10 protein-coding genes are annotated in these 14,538 nt (G+C 43.6%); 8 read left to right on the top strand and 2 right to left on the bottom strand.

Annotated features, from left to right (window positions below; genetic code table 11):
* The first annotated feature begins 292 nt into the window (after positions 1–292).
* The 8 genes from EFA47_RS11200 to EFA47_RS11165 all read left to right on the top strand — a co-directional run bounded on the left by EFA47_RS11200 (position 293) and on the right by EFA47_RS11165 (position 11,528).
* The gene (locus EFA47_RS11200; RefSeq protein WP_122643352.1) at positions 293–1,606 is read left to right on the top strand and encodes an ABC transporter substrate-binding protein; all 1,314 of its coding nucleotides are present in this window, start codon (positions 293–295) and stop codon (positions 1,604–1,606) included.
* Positions 1,607–1,717: 111 nt separating this feature from the next.
* Entirely contained in the window at positions 1,718–2,608 is an 891-nt protein-coding gene (locus EFA47_RS11195) for a carbohydrate ABC transporter permease (RefSeq protein WP_122644512.1), read from the top strand.
* A 32-nt stretch (positions 2,609–2,640) separates the two neighbouring features.
* Positions 2,641–3,495: a carbohydrate ABC transporter permease gene (locus EFA47_RS11190; protein WP_122644511.1), complete on the top strand. Its 855-nt coding sequence runs from the start codon at positions 2,641–2,643 to the stop codon at positions 3,493–3,495.
* A 23-nt stretch (positions 3,496–3,518) separates the two neighbouring features.
* Positions 3,519–4,826: an alpha-L-fucosidase gene (locus tag EFA47_RS11185; protein WP_122643351.1), complete on the top strand. Its 1,308-nt coding sequence runs from the start codon at positions 3,519–3,521 to the stop codon at positions 4,824–4,826.
* A gap of 25 nt (positions 4,827–4,851) precedes the next feature.
* On the top strand, positions 4,852–7,275 hold the full coding sequence (locus EFA47_RS11180) for a glycoside hydrolase family 98 domain-containing protein (protein ID WP_206215526.1): 2,424 nt from the start codon (positions 4,852–4,854) through the stop codon (positions 7,273–7,275).
* A 7-nt stretch (positions 7,276–7,282) separates the two neighbouring features.
* Positions 7,283–9,469 (top strand): alpha-galactosidase, encoded by a 2,187-nt coding sequence (locus tag EFA47_RS11175; protein ID WP_122643349.1) that lies wholly within the window; start codon positions 7,283–7,285, stop codon positions 9,467–9,469.
* Positions 9,466–10,713, top strand: coding sequence for a Gfo/Idh/MocA family protein (locus EFA47_RS11170; protein WP_122643348.1), 1,248 nt, complete (start codon positions 9,466–9,468; stop codon positions 10,711–10,713). The genes EFA47_RS11175 and EFA47_RS11170 overlap by 4 nt, the downstream gene beginning before the upstream one ends.
* The gene (locus EFA47_RS11165; RefSeq protein WP_122643347.1) at positions 10,710–11,528 is read left to right on the top strand and encodes an acyltransferase domain-containing protein; all 819 of its coding nucleotides are present in this window, start codon (positions 10,710–10,712) and stop codon (positions 11,526–11,528) included. The genes EFA47_RS11170 and EFA47_RS11165 overlap by 4 nt, the downstream gene beginning before the upstream one ends.
* Before the next feature lie 508 nt (positions 11,529–12,036).
* On the opposite strand, the gene EFA47_RS11160 is transcribed toward EFA47_RS11165, so the two are convergent.
* Both EFA47_RS11160 and EFA47_RS11155 read right to left on the bottom strand, forming a co-directional pair.
* Positions 12,037–13,164, bottom strand: a complete 1,128-nt coding sequence (locus tag EFA47_RS11160) for a glycerate kinase family protein (protein ID WP_122643346.1) — start codon at positions 13,162–13,164, stop codon at positions 12,037–12,039.
* Positions 13,165–13,360: 196 nt separating this feature from the next.
* Positions 13,361–14,461 (bottom strand): CdaR family transcriptional regulator, encoded by a 1,101-nt coding sequence (locus EFA47_RS11155; protein ID WP_164689982.1) that lies wholly within the window; start codon positions 14,459–14,461, stop codon positions 13,361–13,363.
* Between the last annotated feature and the right edge of the window lie 77 nt (positions 14,462–14,538).

Raw genomic sequence — 14,538 nt, 5'->3', positions numbered from 1 at the left:
TTCCGTGCGCAACGAGACAGGGGGGACATGTTTACATGTCTATTTGGAGACTACCGCGGGTATCTCATACCCGGACGCCTGTGTCGCTGCTAGTTTTATGCTCCGTATGCCTGCATCGGGGTTTTTAACTGCAAAAATATGGAAAATATTGTGAGTAAGTAAATATTTTCCAAATACTAAATAAAATAGTCAATATTATACTGATTTGAGTCAATTCAATTCATTCAAAATATACAAAAATAAATGTAAAATAATTCTATAAAAAGTAAAAACGCACAAAAAGGAGGAAAATATGAAAAGGAAAGTAGTAAGTATATTATTAGTTGCGGCAATGTGCGTGACTGTACTGGCTGGATGTGGGGGCGGTTCAGATTCAGAAAAAAAGGACGGCTCTAATGCCAAGGATGAAGACAATGTTCTGGAATTTTATCATGGGTATTATCAGGATGAGAGTGAATGGGCGGCTGCCCAAGTTATGAGAGATATCTACGGCCAGTTTGCCGAAGAACATGCAGATGGCGATGTGACGTTCAAAGCAATTGCGGTGGAGAACCGGGACGAGATTGTCAGCGCCCAGGTATCCGGCGGGTCATTCCCGGATATGGTTGACTTCGGAGGAGCCAGGGGTTCACTGACATCTGCGGTAGCACAGGATCTTGTTTATGATCTAAAGCCTTATATTGATGAGAATCATCTTGCAGATGCAGTTGGACTGAATTATACACAGAATGACCAGGATGGACACATTTACTCTGTACATGATCAAATCGAGAGCCGGGGACTGTGGTATAATTCTTCCATATTGGAGAAGGCAGGAGCATCTGTGGATAAAGTATTTGCTGACTGGACATCTTTTGGAGATGCCATGGATAAGATAAATACATTGGGCAACGGTACTTACGGATATATCGCAGGTCAGGGATCACGCTACATTGTGAATGCCATTATGGGTTCTACCGAGAAAGGAAAAGAAATGATAGAGTCAGAATTGACTGAGGAGGCAATTAATTCTGACGAGTTCGCAGAGGCATTTAAGACGGCGGCAAAATTAGATCAGGCGAATGGGTCCGACCATACAACAGACGATAACGGTAATTTGATGGCAGATTTTAATACAAATGGAACAGTGGGCGTTTTGTTTAACGGTGTGTGGAATGCAGGCGCTATTGACGAGACAAACGCAGAAGTAATCGAGCCGGCGTTGTTTCCGGGGAATATTGCCATTGCATCCGCTGGAGACGGTATCGCGGTGGCTAACGGAATGAGTGAGGAAAAGACGGAACTTGCCCTGGAATTTGTAAAGTATATGACAAGCGCAGAAGTACAGGAAAGAATATTCACAGAAGTACAGGCAAAGCCATGCAACGCTACGTTGGATCTGAATGGACTGGCTCAAAAGAGCGGCAGTGCGACAGTTACCAAGCTGGCGGAAGCATGCTCACAAGTGAATGAGGCAGACACAACGGTGATAGACTTAAGCTATACCTGGGGTTCTGATGTTGATAAAGCGATTGTCAATGCCCTGATGGAATCAGCAGTATCCGGTACAGATATCGATGCTAGATTTGCGCAGCTCCAAAAAGAACTGCTGGCATTGATTGGATAAGATAAAGATAAGATTCGGGGAAGGGAGAAGTCCCTTCCCGTTTTTTGGCTATTATGGAGGTGTTTTATATTGACAGATCCGCGTACAAAGAAAAAGAAGAATAAACTAGGGATGCGTAGGACTGGTTTTATCATTGTGTTTCTTGCCCCCACACTGATTGCGTTTTGTGTGTTTTACCTATACCCGATTATCACAGTATTTTTTACATCTTTCTGTAGATGGGATTATACGAATATTGCAAATCCGGAGTTTTTTGGCTTTGAACACATGTGGGATAATTATGACTACATATTTAATCAGTATCCTTTTTTCTGGGAGGCGTTGAGAAATTCTACAATTTGGGCTATTCTGGGAGCCGTTGTGCAGATTCCTGTGGCAACTTTGATCGCTTTGGCCCTATCTAGAAAAATGAAAGGGATCAAGCTGGTCCGCAACATTTATATCATCCCGAATATGATTTCAACAGCAGCTATGGGGGTGATCTTCCTGCAATTGTATAACCCGTCCTACGGAATTATCAATCCTATTATTCAGTTGTTTAAGCCGGATTTTACAGATAGTGTGCTTTTATTAAAGGGACCTGCATTTATTGCAATGACTTGCGCTTATATTTTCTTCACAGGAACCACAACACTGATGATATTAGGCAATATTATGGCGGTTCCTGAAGAAGTACGTGAGGCGGCGATGCTGGACGGCGCAAGCGGGCTTATGCAGGACTTACATATTACGATTCCAATGATTAAAGGGACGCTTAGGACAGTATCAATACTGGCGGCAACTTCTGGTTTCCTGCTCTATAACGAGGTATATTTTCTGACAAAAGGGGCGGCCGGAACATACAGCATCAGCTATGTGATTCGTGAGCTGGCGATTACGAGTCCGAGAACACAGTTTGGCAGGGCAAACTCAGTGGCAATGATACAGATTTTGGCGGGAATGGTAATCATCTTGGCCATCAACCTTGTATATAGCGCATCCTTTAAAAAGAAACGTAAATAGTGGCAGTGAAAAGAAAGAAACAGGTGATGAGTATGAAGAAAAAAAGACACATAGCAAGTGTAAAAAATATGCCCGCAGGGACACGGATCTTTAGTTACATTTGCCTTTTGTGGGCATTAATTGTAGCGTTAGTTCCGCTGATTTGGCTTGTATTGTCCAGCTTAAAGGAAGACCCTCTGGCAAGACCGGGGTTCCAGCTTCCCAAGGCCATTTGTCTGGATGGATATATATCTACATTTCGGGATCTCCATGTGCTTAGGTACTTTGGCAACAGTATGTTTGTAGCAGGCGCATCTGTGATTATCAGTGTAGTCATGATATCTATGTCGGCCTATGTAGTCGCAAGGATGGAATTTAAGGGAAAAACTTTAGTAAGCATACTATTATATTCCACTATGTTTATCCCGGCCACGGCTTTGACCTACCCAGTGTATAACCTGATCAACAATCTGCATCTCTATGATACCAGGGGCGCGCTGATTCTTATTTATTCCTGCAGCGGGATAGCAATTAGCTTTTTTGTCATCAAAAATTATTATGATAATATACCGCGGGATTTAGAGGAGGCGGCGAGAATTGACGGCTGCGGGTATGTGCAGACATGGATGAAGGTCATTTTTCCCATTGCGCGCCCTGGGATTATGACCGCGGCGGTACTTGCATTTTTAAATAACTGGAATGAGTACTACTGGGCCTCTCTTGTTTTAATTACCCGCGAGAAGCTGACTGTTCCTGCGCTGCTATCAACATTTACTACAGCATTTAATACAAATTATAATGGATTATTTTCGGCTATGGTAATAATCATACTTCCGCCAGTACTCTTATACTGTATTTTCAGTAAATTTTTCATAGAGGCGTTGTCAGGCGGTGCGGTTAAAGGATGATATAGCAGGAGGAGGTACGTGATATGAATCAAGAAATTAAGAAACGCACACAGTGGTTTATGGAGGCGAGATTCGGCATGTTTATCCACTGGGGACTGTATGCAATCCCGGCGTGCGGCGAGTGGGTGATGTCAGAACAGGAAATGACAGTGGAAGAATATAGGCCCTATTTCGAACAGTTTGATCCGGTGGACTATGATCCGAGGAGATGGGTACGCTTAGCGAAAAATGCGGGCATGAAATATGTAGTGCTGACAGCAAAACATCATGATGGGTTCTGTCTGTTTGATTCTGGACTGACGGACTATAAAGTGACCAACACCAAAGCCGGAAGAGATTTGGTCAGGGAGTTTGTAGACGCCTGCCGGGAAGAGGGGCTTAAGGTGGGACTCTATTTTTCTATCATAGACTGGCACCACCCTGATTTCCCCAAATATGGAGACAGGCAGCATCCTATGCGGAATAACGAGGCGTATAAAGATGAGGAAATCGACTTTGAACGGTATCTTAAATATATGCACGGACAAGTCAGGGAGCTTGTGGCCAACTATGGAAAATTAGACTTGCTCTGGTTTGATTTCTCCTACGATGATATGACGGGAGAAAAATGGCGGGCCTCTGAGCTGATTCAAATGGTCCGCACATATCAGCCGGATGTGATTATCGATAACCGTTTAGAAGGGGCAGGAGACAACCATGGCAGTATTGCGACGGAGCATCCACTGATATACAGCGGTGATTTTGCAAGTCCGGAACAGATCATCCCGCCTGAAGGCGTGTGCGGTGAAAATGGAGAGCCTATCCCGTGGGAACTTTGCGCTACAATGAATAACCATTGGGGATACTGTAATTTTGACCATCAGTACAAAAGTCCTCAGATGTTGGTACGAAAACTTGTAGAATGTGTGAGTAAAGGTGGAAATATGATTCTCAATGTGGGGCCAGATGCGAAAGGAAACATTCCCATGGAAAGTGCTGATATTCTTGAAAAGGTGGGCGCGTGGATGCAGAAAAATAAAGAGAGTATATACGGATGTGGAATTTCCAGGCTGCCGAAACCAGAATGGGGAAGGTATACACAGAAAGGGGACGTTATTTACGCCCATGTATATGAGACGCCCCTGGGAGCGCTGCCGCTGTATGGAATCCGGCCTGAACAATTAGCTGAAGTGACATATCTGGCTGACGGGAGTGAGGTGAACCGTGGAGAAGCCTGGAATACAGCCCTATATCAAGATGTGGCGTTTGTGTCCTTTGGTGAAGAACCGGTATTCACATACCCTTTGCCCGATGAAAAGGATACTGTATTGAAAATCTGTTTAAAGAACTGATGTAATTATGCAATGGAGGTATAAAATGGTTCGTAGATTAAAATGTTTATTTGGGATTTTATTAAGTATGAGCATGATTTTAGGTATGATTCCTCTGTCAATCAAAGAAGTACAGGCCGAAGAAAGCTCAGGAACAGAATATTATTTATCAGATTTGAAATGGTATTCTGCGACTCACGGAGACGCAGACAACAATAAGACTGTACAGAAGGATCATCCCTTTACTCCTGGGAATAACGGAGAGGATACCCCTATTCGTTTACTAATGCAAGATGGGGAAATCCGCACGTTTGAGAAAGGCCTGGGAACAGTAGCCGCATATCCTTCAGAAATCACTTATAATATCAGCGGGGCCGGGGTGTCTAAATTCCAAGCTTATATTGGGATTGACCAAAGCGCTAACTATCAGGCGGCAGGACATGCTATTGTAGAAAAAATTGAGATTTTAGCAGATGATACGGTCCTCTATTCGTCACAAGAGGCTTATCCTGAGGGGATCCTGTATACAACGCCCGCAATCCGTGTAGATGTTGAAGTCCCCGAAAATGCATCCAGGCTGTATTTAAGATGTTATGCCGGAGAACAGACCTGGGCAGATGAAATTGTATATGCGGATGCAAAGGTTGTGGCAGAGGGGCCGTTTACAGATCCTGACGCCTGGGAACCTGCGGAAAAAAGGCGCGAAATATCCAATGAAGTCCCATTGATGATGATTCCGTTGTATGCCAATGGAGAAAAATACGCCCAGGCTGACAGGCAATATGCCTTCTGGGGTGATGATACGCTGACAGGAAAATGGGAAGAGGTGCCGGATGATTTGAAACCTTACACCGTGATAGAACTACATCCCGATGATCTTCCCAAACAAGAGGGAAGCGCTGCAGATTTCTACGAGCATTATCTGGAGGAGGCACAAAATTATGTAAATCCAAATACCGGGAAGAATGAACCCATTCCATTAGTACTTACTGTGTATACAGCAGGGAACCAATCTTACTATACATCTGCCCATTGGCTTACAACAGCATGGATTGAGAAAATGTATGAACAGTATAGCTGTCTGCAAGGGATTTTCTGTACAGAGAATTATTGGGTGTGGGCAAATGGTATTGAAAATATGGCCGCAGAGTATCTTACTATTTCTGCAAAGCATGGCGGATACTTTATCTGGTCAGAACAAAATAATGGGGCGTCTATTGAAAAGGCTATGGGCACGCAGGGCAAGACAGCTTTTAAAGAGGCAGTAGAAAAATACAGTGATTCTTTTATATTTATGTATAAAAATACACCTGCTGCAGAAGGAAATGATGCGCCTACAAGTAGTTATATGACAGGGTTATGGCTTGCCGACTATGCCTATCAGTGGGGTGGGCTTATGGATACATGGAAATGGTATGAGACAGGAAAGTGGAAACTGTTTGAGGGCGGCAGTATAGGAAAAACACAGGGGAACCGCCAATGGCTGTCTGAACCTGAAGCGTTAATAGGAATCGAGGCTATGATGATCTACCTCAATGGAGGATGCGTATATAACTTCGAGCATCCGGCGTATACCTATGGTGTACAAAATGAACAGTCTCCCCTTTATACCAATGTCATACAGGAGTTTTTCAGATATGCAGTTGAAAATCCTGCGCCGTCTAAATCCGAAATGTTGAGCGCTACAAAGGCTATAATACATGGTAATTTGTCTTCTATGGGAAACGGGGACTTTTTTGTGGGACTGAATACGGAGAAGCCGCAGTCTCCAACCTATATCACGGGAAGATATGGAAATATTCCCGCAATTCCTTCATCAGTTTCACTAGCTGACCTAGAAGAAAGGCTGGGCGGAATGGAGATCGAGATTGTGGAAGGAGGAGATGAACGGCTCCAGACTACAGAGAAGAGGCAGGCCTATTTTAATAGCCTTTATGAGGACACATATGATGGAGATATTTTTGCGCAGAAATTAGAGGATGCCTGGTATGTATATAATTACAAGTATAATGAAGATGTGGATCAGACGGCAGAGAATATGAGCCTTTCTGTACCAGGGGTTTCAGATAGAGGATGGGAGGCTTCTGCTGTGCTGGAACCTCACACATATCTGATTCTAAAAGAGAAAGCAGATGGTATTACTGTCAGATTAAACAATTACCGGACAAATAAAGATGAGTTGTGGGAAAATGCACAGAATGCTTCAGAAGCAGCGGCGCTGCCTGAAATGAGTAAAAAAGATGCTCTGTCATGGGTTTATACAAATTATATTACTAATACAAAAGATCAGGAACGAAGAACAACCACCATCACATTGAGCAATCTTGAGAAACAACCGGTTATAAGCAACGTATCAGGTTTGGAAGGAAACTATACAGATCCTGAGGTTGAATACAATGCAGAAACAAAAACGGCAACGATTACAGTAACCAGTAATGGTTATGTTTACTTCGATATAAAGGCAGAGTAGTGACAATATGAAACTTATAACATTACAATCCAAAAATACGACCTATCAAATAGGGATAACCGACACTGGCTTTCTGCTGCATTTATACTACGGCGTGAGAATTAACTGCGATATGAGCGGCACGATCGCCTATTATGAAAGGGGGATGAGTGGGGTTCCATATGACTTAAGAGGGGACAATACATTTTCCTGTGACGTCCTGCCACAGGAATACCCCTGCTTTGGAAATGGAGATTACCGGAGTCCCGCATTTTGCCTGCGGACGGAGGAAGGAGTATACGGCTCAGACCTGAGATACAGAGAGCATCATATAAAAAAGGGAAAATATCAAATTCCAGGACTTCCTGCGGCGTATGGCGGAGAGGATTCGGTTACTTGTGAGATTGTACTGGAAGATAGTAACACAAAAGTTATTGTGATTCTAAGGTACGGTGTTTTTTACGAGGAAGATGTAATGACTAGAAGTGTGGAGGTGAGAAACAGCGGCGATATGCCGGTATTTCTCAACAAAGTCCTGACATCCACGCTGGATTTTGTAACAGGAGAGTATGAGCTCATTCACTTCCACGGCAGGCATATGATGGAGCGGATTCTGGAAAAAAGACCTGTTTTACACAGTAAGCAGTGCATTGAAAGCAGAAGAGGAACTTCCAGCCATCAGCAGAATCCTTTTGTCATTTTGGCGGAAAAGGGGACTCGGGAGAACGAAGGCCTGTGTTATGGAATGTCTCTTGTATACAGTGGAAATTTTTTAGTTGAGGCGGAGATGGATCAGTTTGACCAGGTCAGATTTCAAATGGGACTGTCCCCGGAGATGCTGGACTACAAATTAGAGGCAGGGGATAGATTCCATGCTCCGGAGGCCCTGATGTCTTGTACTACAAGAGGGTTTACCGGACTGTCGCATACTTTCCACAATTTTATTCGCAGACATATTTGCAGGGGAAAGTACAAGGACATTCCAAGACCAGTTCTTATTAATAATTGGGAAGCTACATACTTTGATTTTACAGGGGAAAAGATTATACAGATTGCAGGACAGGCAGCCGAACTGGGAATTGAGATGCTTGTTCTCGACGACGGCTGGTTTGGTGAACGAAACAGCGATACAGCAGGCCTAGGCGATTGGTATGCCAATCATAAAAAGTTAGGATGCACATTGGGAGAACTATCAGAGCGGATTCACCAAACAGGTTTGAAATTTGGCCTTTGGATTGAGCCGGAGATGGTGAACGAAGACAGCAGCCTCTACCGTATGCATCCGGACTGGGTTTTCAAAATACCGGGAAAAATGCCCGTGTTAGGGCGTAATCAGCTAGTATTAGATTTCTCTAGAAAAGAGGTTGTAGATTATATATTTGAAAATATCAGCCGGATCATTGATTCTGCAGATATCGAATATATAAAGATGGATATGAACCGGAGTATATCAGATGTTTATTCAGCAGTGTCAAAAAGGCAGAATTACGGAAGCATTATGTACCATTATGTGTTGGGGGTATATGATTTTTTGGAACGTATGGTACAGCGGTATCCAGGCTTGCTAATCGAAGGATGCAGCAGCGGCGGGGGACGGTTTGATACAGGAATGTTATATTATACACCTCAGATTTGGTGTAGTGATAATACAGACGCAGTGGAAAGAGTGTGGATACAGGAAGGAACTTCTTACGGGTATCCGATATCGGCTGTAAGTTCACATGTATCGGCAGTTCCCAATCATCAGACAGGAAGAAGCGTTAATTTATATACAAGAGGGATTGTGGCAATGGCTGGGAATCTGGGATATGAGTTAGATCTAACCATACTTACAAAAGAAGAGAAAGAAATGGTCAAAACCCAGATCAGAGATTATAAAAAATATTGGCATCTAATCCACAAGGGGGATTACTACCGTGTAGATTCTCCTTTAAAAGGCGGGGAATATGGGGCTTGGAGCTTTGTGGCAAAGGATAAATCAGAGGCGCTGCTTTCTGTCGTATGTATACAGGCACGTGCCAACCGTCCGGTTTATTATGCGAAATGCCCAGGACTAGATCTGGACAAATTATATTACTGTGTCCAAACGGATACCGCCTATTCAGGGGCAGCATTAAAATATGTGGGAGTTCCTGTTCCGATTCTAAATGAGGAATATTATGCCTTGCAGTATTTTTTTTGGAGTTTGGAAAATAAGGAGGAATTTGAAGTATGAAACAGGTAACGAGTGTGCTGATAGGTGCGGGACTGCGGGGAGGGCATGTCTATTCCCAATATGCTTTAGAACATCCGGATGAATTGAAAGTAGCGGCGGTGGCTGAACCGGACCGGAACCGGCGGGAGGCATTTGCCTCCAAGCATAATATTCCCGAAGATATGCAGTTTGAAAGCTATGAGGAGCTGTTGGATAAAGGGCGGCTGGCGGATTGTGCTATGATCTGTACCCAGGACAGGATGCACTGTGAACCGGTTATCGCAGCAATGGAAAAGGGATATCATGTATTATGTGAGAAACCAATGTCCCCGGAAAAAGAAGAGATTTTGAAGATGGGGGAGTTTTCACACAAATATAACCGTATTCTTTCGGTATGCCATGTGCTGCGTTATTCACCGTTTTTTACAAAAGTAAAGGGTCTGCTTGAGGAAGGGCGAATCGGAAGGCTGATGAGTATACAGCATATCGAAGAAGTGGGTTACTGGCATCATGCCCACAGTTTTGTGCGGGGAAACTGGAGAAATGCAGAAGAATCAAGTCCTATGATTCTGCAGAAATGCTGCCACGACATGGATATTCTTTTGTGGCTTTCTGACAGTCATTGCAAAACAATCAGTTCTTGCGGCAGTTTAACTTACTTTAAAGAGCAAAATGCCCCGCCAAAAGCGCCCGAATATTGTATGGATGGATGCGGACATAGAGCAGACTGTCCCTTTTATGCCCCTAGATTTTATCTGGAACACCCAAGGGCAGAAGAGGATGGATTGGTTTATGCGGTTACAGAGAACCCGGATACAGATTCTGTTCTTAGGGCACTGCGCGAAGGCCCTTATGGGAGGTGCGTTTTCCGCTGTGACAATACAGTAGTGGATCACCAGTCTGTGGACATAGAGTTTGAAAATGAAGTAACAGCCTCATTTTTAATGACAGCTTTTACAAACCAATGTGCAAGGAGAATCCGCCTGATGGGAACGAAAGGGGAACTAAAGGGGGATATGGAGGCAGGCACAATAGAACTCTTTGATTTTGTGAGCCATTCGTCAGAAGCGATTCGTCTGAATACTCCAACGAAAGGGCATAGTGGAAGCGATATGAGTATGATGCGTGATTTTGTGAGAATGGTCGGAGAAGGAAAACCAGGAAAAACAGATGCGTCCATGTCTGTGGAAAGCCACCTCATGGCCCTTGCCGCAGAGGAGGCCAGGGTAAACAAAGTGACAATTGATTTTAAGGAGTATCTATGAGCTTACAGGAGTTTCTAAAAGGGATCCAAATGATACCAGAGGCAATAGAAGAGATCCTGCAGATTACAGTGAGTGAAGAAGAGTACAGACGGATTACAGGCCTGTTTTGGTCAGATAGGCGAATATTTTATGAAGAAATATTAAGAAAAGATCGCTTTCGGCTCCACTTCCTATATTATTTTTGCCGGATGGCGTGCGATACATATGAGCAGTACCGTCAGAGAAACATAAAAGAGCGTATATTTTGGGATACTTTTTATGACCTTACGCTTTGGTGTGAAAATTGCTATAGGGAGTTTGGGGAATATGGAATCGATGAGTATGACTGGTTTTTTCGGCATTTGGAGTGCAGGATTTTTCGGCTGGGAAGATTAGAATTTGAAATGACGCCTTCTATGTGGACAATAGAAGAGAATGCTCTGAAAATAAAAAGAGGGACGCCGGTGATCAGCATTCATATACCTCAAGGTGAGAAATTGGATATCAGATTATCAGAAAAGTCCTTTAAACAGGCGTTCCAGTTTTGGGGAGAAGAGTATCCATATCTTTGCCACTCCTGGCTGTTATCTGCGGGACTGACGAAAATTCTGCCGGCTGACAGCAATATTCTGAAGTTTCAAAGCTTCTTTAAAATCATACAGACCGATTATACAGACCGGGAGGCAGAGAAACGGATCTATGGATGCGTGCGTGATGATCCGAATATATATCCTCAAAGGACAAGTCTGCAGAAAAAAGCGGCCCAATATCTGATTGCAGGGGGAAGGCTTGGAACCGGAACAGGAGTTTTAAAAACTGCTAATGTTGCCAGATAAAATTGCTGACTGGTACGGAGTATATACACATTGATAGAAATGTAATATGCCCATTACCAAAGAAGGCTGCGCATATCGGTGGTTTTATTTTTAGAGGATTTCTGTGGTATAGAAATTGGATCTGTCTTTCAGAAAGTAGATATGGTTTTTCAGTACCCCTATAAGATCCTTATAAAAAGCGGAAATGTACTGGGTATTGCCTAATATTCCTAACAAGCTTCAAAATGTCGGATTATAAATATACTGGAAAGAAGATTTAGAGTCATGGAGATAAATCTTAATTGAGCAAAGCTGCAGAAGAATAGTTAAAGCCAAAAGAAAACCCCGGTTTTTAAAATCCGGGGTTTCTTCATGTGGTGGGAAAGGAGCTAAAAAAAGTGAGGAGATTAGCTCCTTATGTTAAGTAAACAATCTGAGAAAGAAAAACTGACGCATAATTTGAAAAAATCATCCTATAAGTTAGAAAAGAGGAATCAACAATTTACTTAACTGACCGTAATTTGGCCGTCTATAAAATACGGAATACCTGTTCTACGGCATCCGCCATGTTACCCCGTGCATTTTCAGGGTCCATGGCTTCCTCTAGTGTGGCTATTCCCCTCAGGATGGGGAAGAATGCATCGATGCCGGCTTCATTACATGCCCGTGCATCTTTTGTGACTCCTCCGGCAAAGGCAAGCACCTGTGCGTCAAACTTCTTTGCAAGCCTTGCAACCCCCACAGGAGCTTTCCCCATGGCAGTCTGATGATCCAGACGGCCTTCGCCGGTCACAACGATATCTGCCGATTTAAGATCTTCCTCCAAATTTATGGCTTTAAGTATCAAGTCTATGCCGGGAGTCAGATCCGCATGAAGATAGCTTAGAAAGGCGAAGCCAAGGCCTCCGGCCGCCCCTGCTCCCTGGGTTAATGAGAAGTCATTATGTAAAGTCTGGGATGTAACTTTTGCATAATGCAGCATAGCGCGGTCTAAAGGTTCTTTCATATCCTCTGTCACTCCTTTCTGAGGGCCATAAATATAGGTGGCGCCGTTTTTTCCACAAAGGGGATTGGTGACGTCACAGGCGACATGAAAATGGCAGTCCTTAAGTTTGGGGTAAGTATTTGTATCACAAATAGAGACAATTGTATCAAGAGCCTGTGCACCCCTGCCTGCCTCCTGGCCGTTTTTATCAAGAAAGCTGTATCCCAATGCCTGCAGCATTCCGATCCCCCCGTCATTGGTGGCGCTGCCTCCGATCCCTAGTATAAAATTTCTGCATCCTTTCTCCGCGGCATCTTTAATCATCTCACCTACGCCGTAGGTGGTTGCCAGCAGAGGGTTTTTTTGCTGCTCTGGCACAAGGGTAATTCCGGCAGCCGACGCCATCTCGATCACGGCTGTATCAGATTCCTTTAAATATCCATAATATGCAGTAATTTTTTCTCCCATAGGCCCGGTGACTGTCACATCAATTTTCTGCCCTCCCATACCTTCGATCAGGGCATCTGTAGTCCCCTCCCCTCCGTCTGCCAGAGGCCTTACTATGACCTGGGCGTCCGGGTGGGCGCGGAGTATCCCTTCCTTTGCTGCGAACCCTGCCTCCATGGAGCTTAAGCTGCCCTTTAATGAATCAATTGCAATAACGACTTTCATAAATACCTTCCTCCATATTTTAAATTCAGTAAAGATGTGTGTTATGGGAGCCGTTGATATAGAAGGGCGCCCTGTTAAATTAAATTTACTATTAGTATATCAAATGGCTAATAAAAGGCTATGTTATATAAAATAAAAAAATAAAGATACAGAACTATAATATAGTATATATACCAAAGTGCAATTGGCTGAAAACCTAATTATTTGTGCTCCGTGGGGGTTTTCCCGCCTGCCCTAAAGGTTCCGATTCTCTGCACAAGAATGCAAACTGCAGTAAAAAGGCATCTTGAAAACGGCGGGGATTCAGGCCAGTTTTATCCGTGATTTTGTCTAATTGGTACTGCAGTGTATTTTTATGGATAAAAAGAACTTCTGCTGTATCTTTGAGGGAGAGGCCATATAGTAAATAGGTTTTCAGAATATGAAGCTCCTTATCAGTAAGGGGATTTAATATCTGATTTGCATAGAGAGTTTTCATATTTGCCGGAATACTTTCCAGGGCAAATTCAATGGAAATATCACTCATAGTACAGAGGGCTGTATTCATCTGAAAGGCACGGTTCCTGGCGGTACACGCATCCTGATAGGATTGGCTTGCCTGATAGAGAGGCGCAAATGTACTGATACCGGCATGCAGCCTGCCCTTGTATGTTAATGTAAATTCTTGGCTGGAAAATAGGGCATAAGTATCCTGGTCAAACAAGACAACCCATTCATTTGGGTATAGGTAAAGTGAAAGCTGGCAGCCTATGCCAGAGAAATAGAACCTCAGAGATTGTTCCAGGGAGGTGTCCAGCATTTGTACAGACAGTACCGCATACTGTTCTGTTGGATCCATCTGGTATTTATGGAGCAAAATGTCAAACTGCTGCTGATTTTGAATATTGTCGTATATAAGAGAGGTGATAAGATAATGCAGGGACCGGGTTTCAGAGAGCAGCTCCTGATTTAACTGCTGCTCCTTCAAAAAGACTTCTGTAATTTTTGTAATAAGAAATCCAAATTTTTCGAGCTCTTTTGGCTGGCCTGTTATGCCGATTACAGCTATAGGGATCCCCTCGAAAAAGATAGGGTAATTGATGCCGGCTTGTGCTCCCGAGAAAGTATGCGCTTCCTCAACGATAACAGGCTCCCCGCGTTGAATCGCCTGGCAGCCAGCCTCATGGAAAGTGCCGATCCTGCTCTTGTTTGTGCTTCCGATAATTATGCCGGAAGCACTGATAAAGTTGATGTCGCTGCCCACCACCTCATAGACGGCATGTACAATCTGCCCTGCCAATTTCTTAGAAATTTCCATATCAGTCCCTCCATCTTGCGTACATTTCAGAGTATGAATTAAGGGGCGTCCCTTATATAAACTTTTGAGGTTTTGTA

It is taken from the genome of Luxibacter massiliensis (genome assembly GCF_900604355.1).
In the GTDB taxonomy this organism is placed as follows: Bacteria; Bacillota; Clostridia; order Lachnospirales; family Lachnospiraceae; genus Luxibacter; species Luxibacter massiliensis.
The sequence above is the reverse complement of the archived record's forward strand: the minus strand, read 5'-3'. Positions and strand labels throughout refer to the sequence as shown.